Here is an 18,433-nt window from a genome sequence, read left to right as displayed (position 1 = left end):
AACACATAAAAGTTATTAGATAAGGAACATGGAAGAACAGAAGTTTAAAGTTATTATTGTAGAGGATGTAAAACTGGAGTTGAAAGGGACAGAAGAAATATTCCGTCATGAAATACCGAATGCAGAAGTGATCGGCACGGCAATGACGGAAAGTGAGTTTTGGCCGTTGATGGAGGCCCAGCTTCCCGATCTGGTATTGTTGGACTTAGGACTGGGAGGTTCTACGACCATTGGTGTTGATATTTGCAAGAATATATTCAAACGTTACAAAGGAGTTCGGGTATTGATCTTCACGGGTGAGATTCTGAACGAAAAGTTGTGGGTGGACGTATTGAATGCCGGTGCCGATGGAATCATCCTCAAAACGGGTGAGCTACTGACGAAAACAGATGTACAGGCTGTGATGGATGGAAAGAAATTGGTATTTAACTATCCGATTCTGGAAAAGATTGTAGATCGTTTCAAGAAATCGGTAGCCAATGATGCCAAGCGTCAGGAGGCTGTCATCAGTTATGATATTGATGAATACGATGAACGTTTTCTCCGTCATCTGGCTTTGGGTTATACGAAAGAGATGATTGCCAATCTGAAAGGAATGCCTTTTGGTGTGAAATCATTGGAGAAACGGCAGAATGATCTTATCGGACGTCTTTTTCCGAATGGAGAACGAGTGGGAGTGAATGCTACCCGGTTGGCAGTACGTGCATTGGAATTGCGTATTATTGATCTGGATAATCTGGAGCCTGACGAGGAGTAGTTGCTAAAGCAAACGAAAAATAATCCCGGAAAATGATGAAGAATAAATGGCGTATGCCCCATCCCGCTACGATGTTCCTTCTGCTAACAATGGCAGTGGTCTTTCTTTCATGGATATGCGATATCTATGGGTTGAAAGTGACATTGCCACAAACAGGTGAGGACATCCGTGTACAAAGCCTGTTGAGTCCCGAAGGAATCCGTTGGTGGTTGCGGAACGCTATTAAGAATTTCACGGGCTTTGCTCCGTTAGGTATGGTGATAATTGCTATGTTTGGATTGGGAGTGGCACAACATTCCGGTTTTATTGATGCATGTATCCGCATGGGGGTGGGAAACCGACAGGAAAAGAGGAAGATCGTCTTGTGGGTGATTGTACTTGGCTTGTTGTCGAATGCCATTGGTGATGGTGGATATATCATTTTATTGCCTATTGCTGCTATGCTGTTTCAATGGGTGGGGCTTCATCCGATTGCAGGGATTGTTACGGCTTATGTTTCCGTTGCATGCGGGTATAGTGCTAATATTGTATTGAGTACGATGGACCCGTTGTTGGCGCATACCACGCAAGAGGCTGCACTGGCACAAACGGGTTATCAGGGGAATACAGAACCTCTTTGCAATTACTTTTTTATGAGTGCTTCAACGGTGGCCATTACGGCTATTGTGTATTGGATTACTCAAAAATGGCTTCTTCCTACGTTAGGTAAGTATGAAGGCAGTATGAAGGTGGTGGCTTACCATCCTCTGTCTCGTAAAGAGCGGCGTGCCATTATGATTTCCATTGTTGTGGCAGCTATCTATGTGGCTCTTATCTTGTGGCTTACTTTTTCTTCTTATGGAATTTTGCGGGGTGTGAATGGTGGTTTGATGCATTCGCCTTTTATTGCCGGTATTTTGTTTTTGCTTTCTTTGGGAGCAGGTATTACGGGAATGGCTTATGGATTCAGTTCCGGACGGTATCGCACTGACAATGATGTGATTGAAGGACTTACGCAGCCAATGAAGCTTCTTGGAGTGTATTTCGTTATCGCTTTCTTCGCTGCGCAGATGTTTGCCTGTTTTGAATATTCCCATCTGGATAAATGTCTGGCGATTATGGGGGCTGACTTGCTTTCTTCGTTTGAACCGGCTCCTTTGTCTGCTCTTGTTCTGTTTATTCTGTTTACGGCATTGATAAATCTGATTATGGTATCTGCTACCTCCAAATGGGCTTTTATGTCTTTTATCTTTATCCCGATGTTTGCACAGATGGGAATTGCTCCGGATATAGCACAATGTGCTTTCCGTATCGGAGATAGTTCGACGAATGCCATTACTCCTTTCTTATTCTATATGCCTCTGGTGCTTACCTATATGCGGCAATATGATAAGCAGATTACGTATGGTTCATTGCTGAAATATACTTGGAGATATTCATTAGGCATCCTGGTTGTCTGGACATTGCTGTTTATCGTTTGGTATTTGTTGAAAATACCGATGGGATTGTAGGGTTAAGGAATGATTGCCGGGCTCCGGTTTATCTGATTGGAATTTTGTTTTTCTGAATTAATCGCTATATTTGCACCGTTCCTTAAAGAAAGACAACGAATGAATCTACCAGAAATCTCTGAAAATCTAATTGAACAGTTAAATCACGGTAATACAAAAGCATTTGATAAAATCTATCATACCTACTACCTTTATTTGTGTGCGATAGCTGTTTATTATGTGCATGACAAGAGGGTGGCAGGGGAGATTGTGAATGATGTCTTTGTCGCTTTTTGGCAGAATCGCCACCATATCACTCACCCGGCTCTTCCGTACTTGCGGCGTGCTATTCAAAACGCAAGTATTAGTTATCTGCGTTCTTCCTGCTTCAACGAAAAACAGATGACGGAACAGATGGAAGAAATCTGGGCTTTTCTCGAAAATCATATTCTTTCTTCCGATAATCCTTTGCAGGCATTGGAGCATAGCGAAATGAATACCATCATCATGAAGAAGGTGGAGGAATTGCCAGCCAAATGCCGTGCCATATTTAAAGCAAGTTTGTATGAGGGTAAGACATACAGTGAAATTGCCGAGGAGCAGAATATTAATGTGACCACTGTAAGAGTACAGATGAAAATAGCATTGACTAAGCTACGCGAATCACTGGGTACTCCTTATATGATAGCTATTTTGATGTTTCTCTAAAAAAAATCGCTTTTCTTTTAAACGTTTCTTTTTTTATTGCGTATCTAGTTATATACACCCATAGAAAAAGTACGTTTATGAATGACTCTTATCATATAGAAGAATTGGAAATCCGGATAAGCAACTATCTGTCCGGTAACTGCACCGAAGAGGAGAAAGAAGCTCTGTTCGCTTATCTGGCTTCCAATGAAGATGCAGCTAAAATTTTCCGGGAGATGTCCGCAGTATGGGCTGTTTCTTCTGTGCCTGCATTTGCCAAAGTAGAGGATGCTAATTTATCACAGATAAAAGAAAAAATAGCCGCTGCTGAGATGAAACCTGTCCGTTCGCGGAAGATAGTTCCTGTGTGGCTGAAGGTAGCTGCTGCAATTATTTTGTTGTTGGGCTGTAATTACTTCTGGTACACTTATACTGAAAATCTTACGGAAGTATATACGAATGCGGATTCTCCTTATGAAATTAAAGTGCCAGCTGGTTCGCGGACGAATATTGTGCTTCCGGATGGAACAGAGGTTTCATTGAATGCGGGTTCTGTGTTACGTTATTGCCGTGGGTTCGGTATTCGTGAACGTGATGTAACGCTTGATGGCGAAGGATATTTCAAGGTGGCGAAAAATGAGAAGATTCCTTTCTTTGTAAATACGAATGGTGTACAGGTAAAGGTGGTAGGGACTGTTTTTAATGTACGCGCTTATGATGACGATAATTATGTAATGGTATCTTTGTTGGAAGGTCGTGTCAATTTAGCCACTTTGTCCGGTTCGGTAATGAAACTATTCCCTAGCGAACAGGCTTTTTACGATAAGAATACGGGCCGCATGGAGAAAATGAAATCAAATGCTAGTTCTGCCTGTGACTGGTTGGATGGTGGCCTGACATTTGAAGATGCTCCGTTTGCCGACATCGCACACCGTCTGGAGCGCAAATTCCAGGTGAAGATCAGTTTAGAGAGTGAACGTCTGAAAGCGGAACGCTTTTCCGGATGTTTCAATAGTAATCAAAGTATCAATGATATATTGGGAGAAATCAACGTTGAGAAGCAATATACATGGAAAGTTAGTGGAGACACTATCTTTATAACTGACAAGAAAAAGGAGGTAAAATAAGAAAAAGTAAAGTATGATTGGGAACTTAGTCGATAGATATATCGGCGGTTCAGCGTTGTATAGAAAGATATTATGTTAACCTTTAATAGTGAAAAATATGAGATTAATAGTAAAAAGAATATTATTAATGCTTCTGCTTTTGTCTGTAGGAAACGTTTTGACTGGTGGTTTCCAGCTATCGGCACAGGAACAAAGTAAGCGATTCAGTGTGAAAGTAGATAATATTACTTTGAAAGAAGCCATTGAAGTAATAAAGAAGCAAGGCAATTACTCTTTCCTGATTCGTAATAATGACATTGATTTGAATAGGAAAGTCTCTGTGAATATAAATAACGGTACTATTAATGATGTGATGGGACAATTGCTGGCCGGTACGGACGTCAGTTATGAAGTGAACGGACCCCGGGTGATTATGTTCCATGCAGTGACACCGCAGAAAGAACAGGAAAAAGTGTTTGTCTTAAAAGGTAGAATCACTGATCCTACAGGTGAAGGGGTGATTGGGGCAAATGTGAAAGTAGTCGATTCTACGGAAGGTACCATTACGGATATGGATGGCAATTTTTCTTTGATGGTTACTCCGAATGCCCGTTTATCCATATCGTATATCGGCTATGCCACACAGGAAGTGGTGGTGAAAGATCAACGTCCTCTCAATGTAACTTTGAAAGAAGATACTCGGTTAATAGACGAAGTAGTAGTTGTTGGTTACGGCGTACAAAAGAAAGCGAACCTGACAGGTGCGGTGAGCAGTGTGAAGATGGATGATGTTTTAGGTGACCGTCCGGTGGTGTCTGTGAGTGACGCTTTGAAAGGGGCAATGCCCGGCTTGCAGATTACAGGTAATTCAGGAAGACCCGGTGAAGAAATGAGCTTCAACATTCGTGGTGTCAACAGTTTGGATAAGAATGGGAAACCGCTGGTGCTGGTGGATAACGTGGAGATGGATATTAATATGCTCGATCCGAACGATATTGAATCGGTGACTGTTTTGAAGGATGCGGCATCTTCTGCTATTTACGGAGCACGGGCAGCTTTCGGTGTGATTTTGATTACTACAAAGAAAGGCTCGGATGCAACTAAACTCTCTATTAATTATTCAAATAACTTCTCTTTTAGCAGACCTGCCAATATGCCTCATAAGGCTACTCCGCTCCAAACGGTACAGGCTTATAAGGACATGGGGACAATCAATTATCAAAGTGGTCAGAACGTAGATACCTGGTTGGGACTTTTGAAGGAATATAATGCTAATCCGTCTGCATATCCGGATGGTTATGCAATGGTGGACGGGCTGCGTTATAGCTTGGCAGAAACTGATCTTTTCGATGATATGATGGAGACTGGTTTCCAGCAAACTCATAATATCTCGGTAGGTGGCGGTACGAAAGATATTTCTTATCGTTTCTCCTTCGGTATGGTGAATGAAAATGGGGTACTGGCTTCGGATAAAGATACGTACAAGCGTTACAACGTGTCTTCTTATCTCCGCTCGGATGTGTTTTCATGGATTACTCCGGAATTGGATATTAAATATACGAACTCGAACTCTTCATTGCCGGAAACTTCCGGAGGATATGGTATATGGGGAGCAGCAGTCGCATTCCCTTCTTATTTCCCTACTGGAACAATGAATATTGACGGCGAAGAATTACCGATCAATACTCCTCGTAACTTGATTGATCTGGCATATCCGACAACTATTCAAAAGAATAATCTTCGTATTTTCGGAAAGGTTACGATCAGTCCTTTGAAGAATGTGAAGTTGATTGGTGAGTATACATTCAATCATCTAAGTAACGAGAAAACGAAATTTGAGAAGAAGTTCTATTATGCACATGGAGGTAACTTTGTGAAAGAGGTTTCCACTGCCAATTCCAAGTATGAATATTCCAATGGTATTACGGATTATAATGCATTGAACTTCTATGCTAACTATAACAACTCATGGGGCAAACATGATGTAACGGTGATGGGAGGTTTCAATCAGGAGAGTAGTGATTATCGTTATGCTGAGATGTCGCGTATGAATATGATTAATGAAGATCTGCCGTCTATTTCGCAGTCGACAGGTGATTATTTTGCTAAAGACAAATTTGAACGTTATACGGTAAGAGGGTTATTCTATCGCATTAACTATTCGTTTGCCGGCAAGTATTTGCTTGAAACGAACGGACGTTATGACGGTTCTTCCAAATTCCCGAAGAATAGCCGTTTCGGTTTCTTCCCTTCGGTTTCCGCCGGATGGCGTATCAGCGAGGAAGCGTTTATGAAACCTTTGAACTCTGTTCTTTCGAACTTGAAATTGCGTGGTTCTTGGGGTAATATTGGAAATCAGAGCATCACTCCTTACGCATATATTCCCGGTATGGATGCGGAACAGGCTTATTGGACTGTTTCCGGTATTAAAGTTACTACTTTGAAACCAGCTGCTTTGGTTAGCAATAGCTTTACTTGGGAAAAAGTAACGACAATTGATGTCGGATTCGATCTTGGGCTATTGGATAACAGATTGAATATGGTGTTCGACTGGTATCGTAGAGATACTAAGGGTATGCTTGCTCCGGGCTCTGAACTTCCGGGTGTATTAGGTGCAAGTGCCCCTTTACAGAACACGGCTGACCTTCGTTCTAAAGGTTGGGAAATCTCGGTTGACTGGAACGATCAGATCGGAAAAGTGAAATATAGCATAGGCTTTAATCTTTACGATGCGAAAACAAAGATTACTAAATACAACAACGAAACAGGACTGTTTGGCAAGGACAAGAACGATAATGAAACATATCGCGTAGGAATGGAACTGGGTGAAATTTGGGGGTATGTGACCGATCGTTTGTACACAGTGGATGATTTCGATGCAGATGGCAAACTGAAACCGGGTATTGCTAAAGTGGAAGGTTATAATCCGAATCCGGGAGATATATTATATAAGGACTTGGATGGTAATGATATTATCAACAGTGGTACCAGTACAACGAAAGATCCGGGAGACCGTAAAATCATTGGTAATAATACCCGGCGTTATCAGTATGGTATTCATGGTAGTGCAAGTTGGAACGGTTTTTCTCTGTCATTCTTGCTGCAAGGAGTTGGTAAACGAGATTTGTGGGTGATGAACGATCTGTTTTATCCGCATTATGATGCTTGGACTACCGTTTATGATTCACAGTTGAATTATTGGACTCCGGAAAATACGAATAGTTATTTCCCCCGTATTTATGAGAAAGCGGCCGGAAATACAGATGCCAATACACGTGTACAGACTCGTTATCTACAGGATGGATCGTACTTAAGTATTCGTAATATAACGCTTTCTTATAATTTCCCGTCTAAGTGGATGAGTAAGATTGGAGTTAATAATCTGGCTGTGTTCTTCAGTGGTGAGAATCTTTATACGTTCGACCACTTGCCGAAGGGACTTGATCCGGAACGTTCTGTCACGGATGATTTAGGACAACGTGGTTTTACCTATCCGTATATGAGACAGTATTCGTTCGGTATAAACCTTTCATTCTGATTGTTTCACAATTTAAAGAGTAATTATTATGAATAAATATATACTATGTGTAAGCGTTAGTCTTTGTTTGTTGATGTCGTCTTGTCTAAATGACGAATTTCTGGAGGTTTATCCCAAAGGACAGCAAACAGAAGCATCGGTCTTTACTACCTATGACAACTTTAAAACGTATACATGGGGATTGTATAACGTGTTCTTCGGATATACGTATGATACAGGGCAAACGGATGAAATTTTCCGTGGTGATTTTGAATCGGATAACATGATAAAAGGATTGGATGGATATGAAGGTCAGTGGGCATATCGCAAAGCAAAGGCTACGGATGAGTCTAAAGATTGGGATTATGATTATATCCGTCGTGTTAACCTGATGCTCGATAATATTGATCATTCGGAAATGAGTGAAACCGAGAGGGAGCATTGGAGAAGTGTGGGATATTTCTTCCGTTCTTATAAATACTTTCAGATGCTTTCTAAATTTGGTGATATTCCTTGGGTAGAGCATGCTTTGACTGAGGAAAGTCCCGAGCTTTATGGAAAACGTGATAGTCGTGACTTGGTGGCTTCCAATATTCTGTCTAATTTGAAATATGCGGAAACACATATTGGCAGTAATATCGAAGCGGATGGGAAAAATACAATTAATATGTATGTGGTGAAAGCTCTTATTTCCCGTTTTGCTTTATTTGAAGGAACTTGGAGAAAATATCATGGTTTGTCGGGAGCGGATACTTATCTGGAAGAATGTGCCCGTGCTTCTGAAGAGGTGATTAAGCAATATCCGAATGTGCATCCTAAATATGATGAGTTGTTTAATTCGGAAACACTGGATGGGGTGACAGGTATTCTTTTGTATAAGGCTTATGAAACCGGACAGTTAATGCATGGTTTGACCCGTATGGTGCGTACAGGTGAATCTTATATTGAGGCAACGAAAGACGCGGTAGACAGTTATCTTTGTACGGATGGACGACCGGTTAGCACGACGACTAGCCGTTATGGGGGTGATAAGAATATGTATGGACAATTCCGTGATCGTGATTACCGGTTGTATTTGACGATCTGTCCTCCATATATGGTGAAGAAAGAAAACGGACCCAGTACGGCTGATTGGAAATATACGGATAATGCACAGGACAGGGAATTTATAGATTTAATGGCTACGATTTCCGGTGAAACTTATCATCGTTTGCCGTCTTCCAATTTTAAAGGATTCACCGTGCAAGGACAACCTCACTTTAAGAATATGAACTGGGGACAGGGCTGGAACGCTTCCCAAATGGGCTTCTGGGTATGGAAATATTATAATACACATACTGTAGCTACCAACGCGAATGGGGTGAATACAACAGATGCCCCGCTGTTCCGTATAGGTGAGGTGATGGTAAACTATGCCGAAGCGATGTGCGAATTGAACAAGTTCGACCAGGCTGCTGCGGATAAGTCTATTAACAAACTTCGGGCAAGAGCTAATGTGGCGAAAATGGTGGTGAATGATATTAATGATGCTTTTGATCCGAAGCGTGATCCTTCCGTTCCTGCTCTTTTGTGGGAAGTGCGTAGAGAGAGACGAGTTGAATTGATGGGCGAAGGTTTCCGTTTGGATGATTTGCGCAGGTGGAAGAAAGGAGACTATGTTAACAAACAACCGCTGGGTGCCTATGTGACAGGGGCTTCGGCCAAGAATTTGAAAGTAACGGGTGGTGCAGGTGCTGATGAAGGATATGTTTATTTCTTTGATACCCCGCTTGGATGGCAGGAACATTATTATCTGTATCCGTTGCCTTTGAAGCAATTGGCGTTAAATACGAATTTGGAACAAAATCCGGTATGGACAAAGTAATTTTAAATTGAAATGATGCACAAGACCTGTAATATTTTAGTATATTGCAGGTCTTGAAAATTTAAGGTAGAAAATGAAAAATAGAATATCAATAAAATATGCGTTTTTTTGTGGAACAGCTTGCTGCATCTCATCTATACTACGTGCACAACAGGATGCATCCCAAATGAATGTGCTTTTTATAATGGCTGATGATATGCGCCCCGAACTGGGGTGTTACGGGGTAGATGTAGTGAAAACTCCTAATATGGACCGTTTGGCGGCAAGTGGCGTCTTGTTTCAGAATGCGTATTGTAATATTCCTGTGAGTGGGGCATCCCGGGCTAGTTTATTGACGGGTGTATATCCTCATTACCCCGATCGCTTTATTAGTTTTTCCGCCTATGCCAGCAAAGATTGTCCCGAAGCAATACCTATTTCGGGATGGTTCACCCGGAATGGTTATCATACTATTTCGGACGGCAAGGTGTTTCATCATATCAGCGATCATGCGGATTCGTGGAGTGAGCCTCCTTACCGGAATCATCCGGATGGATATGATGTATATTGGGCGGAATATAATAAATGGGAACTTTGGATGAATTCGGAATCGGGAAAAACGGTTAATCCGAAAACGATGAGGGGACCTTTTTGTGAATCTGCTGATGTTCCTGATACTGCCTATGATGATGGGAAACTTGCAAACCGAGCTATTCGTGACTTGAAAAGGATGAAGGAGGCTGGCAAACCTTTCTTCTTGGCTTGTGGTTTCTGGAAACCTCATTTGCCGTTCAATGCCCCAAAGAAATATTGGGATTTATATAAACGGGAGGAAATACCTTTGGCTACCAATCGTTTCCGACCTGAAGGATTGCCGGAGCAGGTTCGTAATTCAAGCGAGATATATGCGTATGCACGGGTTGCGGATACGAGTGATATTGACTTCCAGCGGGAGGTAAAACATGGATATTATGCTTGTTTGAGTTATGTGGATGCGCAGATCGGCAAGGTATTGGATGCATTGGATGAACTGGGATTATCGGATAATACAATTGTGGTTTTGTTGGGGGATCATGGCTGGAATCTGGGAGAACATGATTTTATAGGTAAACATAATCTGATGAATACTTCTACTCATGTACCGTTGATTGTCCGTGTGCCGGGAATGAAAAAAGGAAAAACAAAATCGATGGTGGAATTTGTTGATTTGTACCCGACTTTATGTGAACTTTGTAAACTGCCTGTTCCCGCTGAACAGTTAAGCGGGCAAAGCTTTGCCGGGGTATTCAAGAATCTGAAAGCTAAGACGAAAGGTGAAGTCTATATTCAGTGGGAAGGAGGAGATAATGCCGTTGACCGGCGTTATAGTTATGCGGAATGGATGAAAGGCGACGTGAAGAAAGCCAGTATGTTGTTTGACCATCGGATTGACGGGAAGGAAAACAAGAATCGGGTCGATGAAAAAAAATATAAGAATAAGGTTGAATCATTATCTTCTTTTATCAGAATAAAGAAGTCATCATTAAAGAAATAATATGAAAACAGTTTTATTACAGTCCAGCCGTTTGGTATCGGTTGTTTTATTCATGCTTTACGGAATGTCGATGTTTGCCCAGCGACAGGATATCTTGCTAAATAATGATTGGAATTTCCGGTTTTCGCATCAGGTACAGAAGGGAACAGGGGTAAGAGTTGATTTGCCTCATACTTGGAATGCGCAGGATGCTTTGTCCGGTAAGATAGACTATAAACGGGGAATTGGTAATTATGAGAAGAATTTATTTATTCGTCCCGAATGGAAAGGAAAACGTCTTTTTATTCGTTTCGAAGGAGTGAATAACATTGCAGATGTGTTTATAAATCGTCGTCATATAGGTGAGCATCGTGGGGGATATGGAGCTTTTATCTTTGAGATCACAGGAAAGGTGGAATATGGAAAAGAAAACTCTATATTAGTACGGGTGAATAATGGTGAACAGTTGGATATTATGCCTCTGGTCGGTGACTTTAATTTTTACGGAGGTATTTATCGTGATGTACATTTGTTGATTACTGATGAGACGTGTATTTCTCCTTTGGATTATGCTTCCCCCGGAGTACGTCTGATACAGGATAGTGTGAGCCATCGGTATGCTAAGGTACGGGCTATTGTTGATTTATCAAACGGGAGTAGTGGTAATCAGGAAGTGGAGCTTAACGTACGCCTGTTAGATGGTCAAAGGGTGGTGAAAGAAGGAACAAAGAATGTGAATCTTTCTGGAAACGAAGTAATGCAGCAGGAACTTACATTTGAAATCGATCAGCCTCATTTGTGGAATGGTCGTCAGGATCCTTTCCTTTATCAGGCGGAAGTGACTCTTTTCCGGAATGGTCAGATGGTAGATCGTGTTACACAACCGTTGGGACTTCGTTTTTACCGGATCGACCCTGATAAAGGTTTTTTCCTGAATGGAAAACATTTGCCTCTTCAAGGCGTTTGCCGTCATCAGGATAGGAGTGAGGTGGGCAATGCGCTGCGCCCGCAACACCATGAGGAAGATGTGGCATTGATGTTGGAGATGGGAGTGAATGCTGTTCGTTTGGCGCATTATCCGCAGGCTACTTATTTTTATGATCTGATGGATAAAAATGGTATTATTGTATGGGCTGAAATACCTTTTGTGGGTCCTGGTGGATATAATGATAAAGGTTTTGTGGATTTACCTGCTTTCCGTGCCAACGGAAAAGAGCAGCTCAAAGAACTGATTCGTCAACATTATAATCATCCTTCTATTTGTGTATGGGGGCTGTTTAATGAGTTGACGGAGTTGGGAGATAATCCGGTTGAGTACATCAAAAAATTAAATGTGCTGGCACATCAGGAAGATACTACCCGGCCTACGACCTCCGCAAGTAATCAAATGGGAGATTTGAATTTCATAACGGATGCTATTGCTTGGAACCGTTATGATGGATGGTATGGTGGCACTCCCGCTGATTTGGGGAAATGGTTGGATCGAATGCATAAGGATCATCCGGAAATATGTATTGCTATCAGTGAATATGGTGCCGGTGCAAGTATTTACCATCAACAAGATTCGTTGGTTAAAACTGTACCAACCAGTTGGTGGCATCCTGAAAACTGGCAGACGTATTATCACATTGAAAACTGGAAAACAATCTCTTCCCGTCCTTATGTATGGGGGAGCTTTGTCTGGAATATGTTTGATTTTGGCGCTGCACATCGCACTGAAGGAGACCGTCCCGGAATTAATGATAAAGGTTTGGTTACCTTCGACCGGAAAGTTCGTAAAGATGCTTTCTACTTCTATAAGGCCAACTGGAATAGGGAAGAACCAATGCTTTATTTAACAGGCAAACGTAACACAGTACGTACACAACATTTGCAAACAATTACTGCTTTCACGAATCTGTCAGGAGCCGAATTGTTTGTAAACGGTAAGAGTTATGGTAAAGCAATACCGGATTCGTATGCTATTCTGGAATGGAAAAATGTGGAACTAGAACCTGGTGAAAATGAAATAAAGGTTGTTTCCACTAATAAGAAGTTACCTTTGAGCGATAGTTTTCATTGTAGATTGTGATAGGTAGTTTAAATGCTAATCGGAAAGAGCACTGTAAACAAAGTAGGTTTGCAGTGCTTTTTTCTAGGGGTTTCTCTTTTGGGAGATAATAATCCTTCCTGAATCTATAACAGCGGATAATGATACTCCAACAGTATAACAGATCATATCTGACCATAGAAAACCATGTCCAAAGATTAATGCTCCAAGTGTGGTGTTTCGTACAGTATTTGCCCAGTCTGCTTGGTATAGTTGGCTAATTTCTATACAATAAGAAAATAATAAGGAAATAACAATGGTCTTGAGTATAGATAATGACGGGAAAAGAAAGCGTATTCCACAATACACCATGGCTGCCCAAAGCGTATCGCCTGAATACTCTGCGATAAATTCGGGCAATATATCACCATGTTTTCGGGAAGCCAATCCTAACACTATAATTGCGGAAGTAATTGCTAAATAAATCCAACGTTTGTTTTTCACGCAGTAATGTTTTAGTATGGTGCAAATTTATAAAATTAAGTTGGATAACTTGGCAGGATGGATCAAACTCTGATAAAAACAGATTTTATTTACATACTAAACTTTTCGTTCTTTTGAAATGTTATAAGGTCGTTCGAGCTTTATCTCGATAAATGTGTTCATAACCAACCGATTTACGCAATTGTTGTGGAAACGGCTGCAGTTGGTCACTTAAAAAATTAGTAATTAAAATAATAGAGTTATGAAGAATCTTTTTCGACCGTTGTTAGTACTGACAGGATGTATAGTATTGGCGAGTTGTGTAAGTCAGAAGCAATTTAAAGGTTTAAAAACTGATTATACAAAGTTGCAAAAAGAATATCAGGAAAGTCAATTGCAGCTAAGAGAAAATCAGGCACGTTCAACAAGTCTTGAGGAGAGACTTGCCGAAGCGCAGCGGAATAATAGTGAGTTACGCAAGAGCTTGTCCGATATGCAAAGCATCTTGAATAAGAGTCTTACACAGAGCTCTCAAGGGAATATGAATATGGGTAAGTTAATAGATGAGATCAATGCTTCAAACCGTTTCATCCAGCATTTGGTTAAAGAAAAGAATAGATCAGACTCTTTGAATCTCGTAATGGTCAATAAACTTACCCGTTCGCTTACCCGTGAAGAGATGCGTGACTTGGATATTAAGGTATTGAAAGGTGTTGTATATATTTCCTTAGCAGATAACATGCTTTATAAATCAGGAAGTTATGAAATTAGCAATAAAGCAGAGGCTGTGCTTAGTAAAATAGCCAAAATCATTCAGGACTACAAAGATTATGATGTTCTGGTAGAAGGAAATACAGATACCGATCCGATATCTCGTACGAATATACGTAATAATTGGGATTTGAGTGCGTTGCGTGCTTCATCTGTTGTTCAGGCATTACAGAATATTTATGGTATAAATCCCAAACGCCTGACTGCTGCCGGTCGAGGTGAATTTAATCCGGTAGCCGGTAATGATACGGCAGAAGGAAAAGCTCGTAACCGCCGGACCGAGATTATTATAACTCCTAAACTGGATCAGTTTATGGATTTGATAGATCAGGCTCCTGATAATTCTTCATCAGGTATAATGGGGGATGAGAATACAAAAGAGTAAAGGAAATATTTCCATCTAGGGCTAATAATAAAGCGATGAATTTGAATTCATCGCTTTATTATTAGCAATTTGAAACAGATACAGTAAAGTGTTAGAGGTATCTATATTTTATTTTCAGAGCTTGAGAAATTGCTCTATTTTATAGAGAGTCCGATTTGAAATGAGTATTGCTGATTTTAAATGTTTTCGGCAGATGGACCTATTTTGAAAATTCAAACTCATATGGATAAGGAGTTTGATTCCATGAAACCCATTCTATCTTTCCATAATTATGCAAATCACATGGGAAAACCACAGAATAGTCCCATGGATTATATCGATATGGTATGTCAACATATTGACAAGCATATTTATTTGAATATAGCCAATGATATCCTGTTTTAGAGTCGCTATATATTGCTACCATAAAATATTTACCAATCTTTACTTTAGCGGAAGTATATGTTTCCTTTATTGACGAGGCAAATATAGAATAAGTAGCATCAACTATGCTACCATCTTTCTTTTTAATTTTTGATTTTGACAGCAAATTCCAAGTTTCATCTTGTATTTTTTGATAATCAAGTATATTCCCTGAAAAAGTTTGCTTTTTCACATCAAATTCCTCATTGTTGTCAGCCTTAAATAATAAAAATGTGGTGGAAATATTTTCGTAATCAGACTCTGGAGTAAGAGCTTTGTATCCATTTAGCCAAATTTCCTGAATGTCACTTTTTTCTTCATCACTTTTACTACATCCAACTACTATCAGTGCAGTCATAATTAAAAATAGAAGTTTTTTCGGGCTGACCCCAAAGGAACCCTGAATGCATTTGATGCTGTCAAGTTTCTCTTGGTATTCATTGAGTATATTACGTAGTTTGGTATTGATTAGTGCTGCGTCTGGACGTTTGACTACTTGCCCGTTTTTGAATTGTGAAAGACTGTCGACTTTGAATCGAGTGACAATGTACTTTGTTTCTTCTTTGTGATGGATGGCTATACAAATTTTGTGAGATCCATCACTTAACACCTTTGCTGGGATTAGAGCTAATCTGATTGTTGCCATAGTTTCAAAATTTAGAGAAAACACTCGGACAAGATTTCGACAAGGTAAATTGCTCAAAAGTGAGAGTTTTCTCGTTTTTTTTTAATCAATAGCAGCTAATTAGAAAAGTAAAAAGGCTGATTAACCATTTGATAATCAGCCTTTCTGCTAAGTGATTCAAGTAACGTTCTTTAATCGCCTGATTATTAATTATTTACACAATTGCGTAGCCTACAATATGCCTACATTTCTTATCTATTACAGGTTATTTCTTACTTAATAAGACTTGTATTAGACGTTCCTTCTCTTCGAGAATCTTCTTTAAATAAGCGATTTCTGCCTCTTTATTAAGACTATTTTCCGTATTACTTTCCAAAGGATTATCAAAGAAAATACCGGGAGAAACATTAAATACCTCTGCTATGGCTTCAAGAGTTTTAGTATTGGTTGATCCTGTTCTTATCATGGATTGAATACTACTTTCATCCTTACCAATTCGGGAAGCTAATTCCCTAATCTTGATTTTATTCTTTTCGCATAAATCCCTTATAAGCAATAAATTAGCCATAATTCGATATTATATTTACAATATTTAACAGGAATTATTCTACTGAATAAGTAGAATAAAACTATATTTGTGATATAAATATAGAAATAAATAATAGATTTAATGTGATGTTATGGCAAAAAAAACTTTAAAAAGAAATGAAGACGGCGAGAAGTTAAGAATGTATCTAATTGGTTTACCGCTGAAAGATTCTTCTAAAATGGTGACAAAATTAGCGGAAGCATGTAAAGTACCACTACATACCGTTCATAATTGGCGCGCCGGATTATGTCGTATTCCCGAACTTGCCAAGGATAAGATCGAGGAAGTAACAGGCGTGAAAATCTTCCATGTGGACTAAATAACCTTTTAAAACTTAAATGTTATGAATACAAAGATTATTGCGAGAGTGAACAACGTAGATATCTTGTCTACAGGTGACGAGCAATTTGTGGCAATCAGACCCATTTGTGAAGTATTGGGGATTGATCCGGAAGGACAGAGGCAGCGGATAGAACGGGATGAAATACTCGGTCCAGCTGCCTGCCTGATAAAGGCAATTGGAAAAGACGGAAAGAGTTATGAAATGTATGCTATTCCTTACTGTTATGTTTTCGGCTGGCTGTTTTCTATTGACATCTCAAGAATAAATGAAAATGTAAAAGCATCGGTTCTGGAATATAAACTTGCATGTTACAAGGCTTTGTTTACACATTTCACGGAGTCGCAAACCTTCCTGAAACAAAAGCAGACCGTTATCGAGCAGAAAGTACTGAAGTGCCAGGAGTGCCAGTGTCGTTTTAAAGAGGCTCAAAAGTTGATGAACGAAGCTAAGACGGAATTAAATCAGGTAATGAAAATAACGATTGATGACTGGAGGGCTAATAATTGCCGGTTGGATTTACCTTTTGTTTCCGGTGAAATGGATGATTGACTTTAGAAGCAGGTAATAAATACCCGGGGCGGTTTTTGCCGCTCCATATAATAACCGCCGGAGTGTGGAGATAACCCCGAAGGGCGAAAGCGGGTGTTATTGGTAGTTCGATGCTATCCTCCGGCACAGCTATAAACAACAATGAGCAAAATTTACATAGTAACTAAAAGGGAATCCGGAATATACGAAGAAGACGGCGTTTGGTTTTCTATCCTTGCCGCATTTGATACGAGAAATAAAGCAGAAGAATATTTAAAAAAATATGTAAAAACGGCTCCTAAAGAAGCTTACTACACTTTCTATCGAATAGAATCTGTTCCGTTGTTTCTTTCTTCTCATAAAGTGAAAATAAACAGACCGAAACATACGACCTATCCTATTGGTGAATTGGTAAAATTAAAAATAAGTGGTGAAAAATAATTCAAATCAAGAACAGAAATGAGCAAAAAAATCTCCATAAAAGTAACTGAAGCACAACCGCTTCCTTGCCCTTATTGCAATGGTTTTTACGGTTATCAGTATAGTGATCTGTTTAGAATGAGTTACACGAGTGTGCATAATTCTGACGGTACATATTCCGGTGGGGAATATTCCGATGGAGTTTCCTTAAACAAGAGTAAAACAGCTTATTGTGTGAATTGTGGTACCAAACTACCTTTTACCCTAATACGTGAAGGTGAGGAACAAGTCGAATAATTAAAAATAAATAAGAAATGAAATCAACAATTACCACCCCCGATGAATTAACCACGCTACGAATAGAAGGCAGTAGTGGAACCTATAAAATATTCAGTAGCTTCCGCCCCATGGAATCCCCTGCGTTCGTGGATGCAGTAGACAGGAAGTATAATCTGGCGGAGATTAAGAATCTTTCCGGCGGAAAAGGTTATTTCCTGGTACACTTGAACAGAGAGCAGCAGGAAACCATACAGGAGGATTTAAACGCTATCCTTTGCGATAGTGTGCCATGTCTTCTATAAACTAAGACGATCTTAACGAAATGCCATGAAAGAAGACAGACGCCTAAGAAACCTACGTTATCAGATGCGGAAGAAAGGTTACCAGTTCGATACAAAGAACCTGGTGGCCATTATGCCTTCACATGACAAACGTTCCCTTCTCCAGGAAAGGAGATTAAGCAAATTCGGTTTTTCAATTCAGTATAACATGTTTGAACAATGAAAGATAAAAATTTAAAATACATCGCCCACGCTATTATCGTGGTTGCCTTTATGGGACTGATTGCCTTTGTCATTTATTATACGGGTAAAACCGCTTTTCTTTGGCTGTTATTATTCGTTTTCCTGTATCAACCTTGGGGAGACTTGAAAACAAAGCAGGAGGAAAACAACGAAAAATAAGTAA

19 protein-coding genes are annotated in these 18,433 nt (G+C 40.0%); 16 read left to right on the top strand and 3 right to left on the bottom strand.

Annotation, left to right across the window (positions count from 1 at the left end):
* Window positions 1–28 precede the first annotated feature (28 nt).
* From KSX81_RS24535 to KSX81_RS24500, 8 genes are all read left to right on the top strand, one after another.
* Window positions 29–757: a DUF5932 domain-containing protein gene (locus KSX81_RS24535; RefSeq protein ID WP_004295828.1), complete on the top strand. Its 729-nt coding sequence runs from the start codon at window positions 29–31 to the stop codon at window positions 755–757.
* Window positions 758–792: 35 nt separating this feature from the next.
* The gene (locus KSX81_RS24530; protein WP_004325842.1) at window positions 793–2,247 is read left to right on the top strand and encodes an AbgT family transporter; all 1,455 of its coding nucleotides are present in this window, start codon (window positions 793–795) and stop codon (window positions 2,245–2,247) included.
* 99 nt (window positions 2,248–2,346) lie between these two features.
* A complete protein-coding gene (locus tag KSX81_RS24525) occupies window positions 2,347–2,934 on the top strand; it encodes an RNA polymerase sigma-70 factor (RefSeq protein WP_004325843.1) in 588 nt (195 codons plus the stop codon).
* 77 nt (window positions 2,935–3,011) lie between these two features.
* Window positions 3,012–4,040, top strand: coding sequence for a FecR domain-containing protein (locus KSX81_RS24520; protein WP_004295831.1), 1,029 nt, complete (start codon window positions 3,012–3,014; stop codon window positions 4,038–4,040).
* Between the two features lie 127 nt (window positions 4,041–4,167).
* Window positions 4,168–7,557: a TonB-dependent receptor gene (locus tag KSX81_RS24515; RefSeq protein ID WP_195646457.1), complete on the top strand. Its 3,390-nt coding sequence runs from the start codon at window positions 4,168–4,170 to the stop codon at window positions 7,555–7,557.
* 28 nt (window positions 7,558–7,585) lie between these two features.
* The gene (locus KSX81_RS24510; RefSeq protein WP_004308905.1) at window positions 7,586–9,400 is read left to right on the top strand and encodes a RagB/SusD family nutrient uptake outer membrane protein; all 1,815 of its coding nucleotides are present in this window, start codon (window positions 7,586–7,588) and stop codon (window positions 9,398–9,400) included.
* A 73-nt stretch (window positions 9,401–9,473) separates the two neighbouring features.
* Complete coding sequence (locus KSX81_RS24505; protein WP_004295834.1) at window positions 9,474–10,913, top strand: sulfatase; 1,440 nt, start codon at window positions 9,474–9,476, stop codon at window positions 10,911–10,913.
* Between the two features lie 52 nt (window positions 10,914–10,965).
* The gene (locus tag KSX81_RS24500; RefSeq protein ID WP_004295835.1) at window positions 10,966–12,963 is read left to right on the top strand and encodes a glycoside hydrolase family 2 protein; all 1,998 of its coding nucleotides are present in this window, start codon (window positions 10,966–10,968) and stop codon (window positions 12,961–12,963) included.
* Between the two features lie 63 nt (window positions 12,964–13,026).
* Here the strand turns inward: KSX81_RS24500 and KSX81_RS24495 are convergent, their stop codons facing one another.
* On the bottom strand, window positions 13,027–13,425 hold the full coding sequence (locus KSX81_RS24495; RefSeq protein WP_004295836.1) for a DUF2809 domain-containing protein: 399 nt from the start codon (window positions 13,423–13,425) through the stop codon (window positions 13,027–13,029).
* Window positions 13,426–13,666: 241 nt separating this feature from the next.
* Here KSX81_RS24495 and KSX81_RS24490 point away from each other — a divergent pair, with 241 nt between their 5' ends.
* Window positions 13,667–14,560 carry a flagellar motor protein MotB gene (locus tag KSX81_RS24490; protein ID WP_004295837.1) on the top strand — a complete coding sequence of 298 codons (894 nt, stop codon included), beginning with the start codon at window positions 13,667–13,669 and terminating at the stop codon, window positions 14,558–14,560.
* Between the two features lie 199 nt (window positions 14,561–14,759).
* On the opposite strand, the gene KSX81_RS24485 is transcribed toward KSX81_RS24490, so the two are convergent.
* Together KSX81_RS24485 and KSX81_RS24480 are read right to left on the bottom strand one after the other, a co-directional pair.
* Window positions 14,760–15,608: an Arm DNA-binding domain-containing protein gene (locus KSX81_RS24485; protein ID WP_004295838.1), complete on the bottom strand. Its 849-nt coding sequence runs from the start codon at window positions 15,606–15,608 to the stop codon at window positions 14,760–14,762.
* 244 nt (window positions 15,609–15,852) lie between these two features.
* The gene (locus tag KSX81_RS24480) at window positions 15,853–16,155 is read right to left on the bottom strand and encodes a helix-turn-helix domain-containing protein (protein ID WP_008998378.1); all 303 of its coding nucleotides are present in this window, start codon (window positions 16,153–16,155) and stop codon (window positions 15,853–15,855) included.
* A gap of 112 nt (window positions 16,156–16,267) precedes the next feature.
* Between KSX81_RS24480 and KSX81_RS24475 the strand changes: the two genes are divergently transcribed.
* The 7 genes from KSX81_RS24475 (at window position 16,268) to KSX81_RS24445 (ending at window position 18,429) form a co-directional block, all read left to right on the top strand.
* The gene (locus KSX81_RS24475; RefSeq protein ID WP_008998377.1) at window positions 16,268–16,495 is read left to right on the top strand and encodes a hypothetical protein; all 228 of its coding nucleotides are present in this window, start codon (window positions 16,268–16,270) and stop codon (window positions 16,493–16,495) included.
* Window positions 16,496–16,519: 24 nt separating this feature from the next.
* Window positions 16,520–17,068 (top strand): phage antirepressor N-terminal domain-containing protein, encoded by a 549-nt coding sequence (locus KSX81_RS24470; protein WP_008998376.1) that lies wholly within the window; start codon window positions 16,520–16,522, stop codon window positions 17,066–17,068.
* A gap of 141 nt (window positions 17,069–17,209) precedes the next feature.
* A complete protein-coding gene (locus KSX81_RS24465; protein ID WP_007478432.1) occupies window positions 17,210–17,488 on the top strand; it encodes a hypothetical protein in 279 nt (92 codons plus the stop codon).
* Window positions 17,489–17,506: 18 nt separating this feature from the next.
* Window positions 17,507–17,764 (top strand): hypothetical protein, encoded by a 258-nt coding sequence (locus KSX81_RS24460; RefSeq protein ID WP_004303404.1) that lies wholly within the window; start codon window positions 17,507–17,509, stop codon window positions 17,762–17,764.
* A gap of 17 nt (window positions 17,765–17,781) precedes the next feature.
* Window positions 17,782–18,048, top strand: a complete 267-nt coding sequence (locus KSX81_RS24455) for a hypothetical protein (protein ID WP_007478431.1) — start codon at window positions 17,782–17,784, stop codon at window positions 18,046–18,048.
* Between the two features lie 25 nt (window positions 18,049–18,073).
* On the top strand, window positions 18,074–18,250 hold the full coding sequence (locus tag KSX81_RS24450) for a hypothetical protein (RefSeq protein WP_004325858.1): 177 nt from the start codon (window positions 18,074–18,076) through the stop codon (window positions 18,248–18,250).
* Window positions 18,247–18,429: a hypothetical protein gene (locus KSX81_RS24445; protein WP_004318165.1), complete on the top strand. Its 183-nt coding sequence runs from the start codon at window positions 18,247–18,249 to the stop codon at window positions 18,427–18,429. Before KSX81_RS24450 ends, KSX81_RS24445 begins: the two co-directional genes overlap by 4 nt.
* The last annotated feature ends 4 nt before the right edge of the window (window positions 18,430–18,433 follow it).

The sequence above is a fragment of the Bacteroides sp. MSK.18.37 genome, from assembly GCF_019129155.2.
GTDB classification, from domain to species: Bacteria; Bacteroidota; Bacteroidia; order Bacteroidales; family Bacteroidaceae; genus Bacteroides; species Bacteroides ovatus.
The sequence above is the reverse complement of the archived record's forward strand: the minus strand, read 5'-3'. Positions and strand labels throughout refer to the sequence as shown.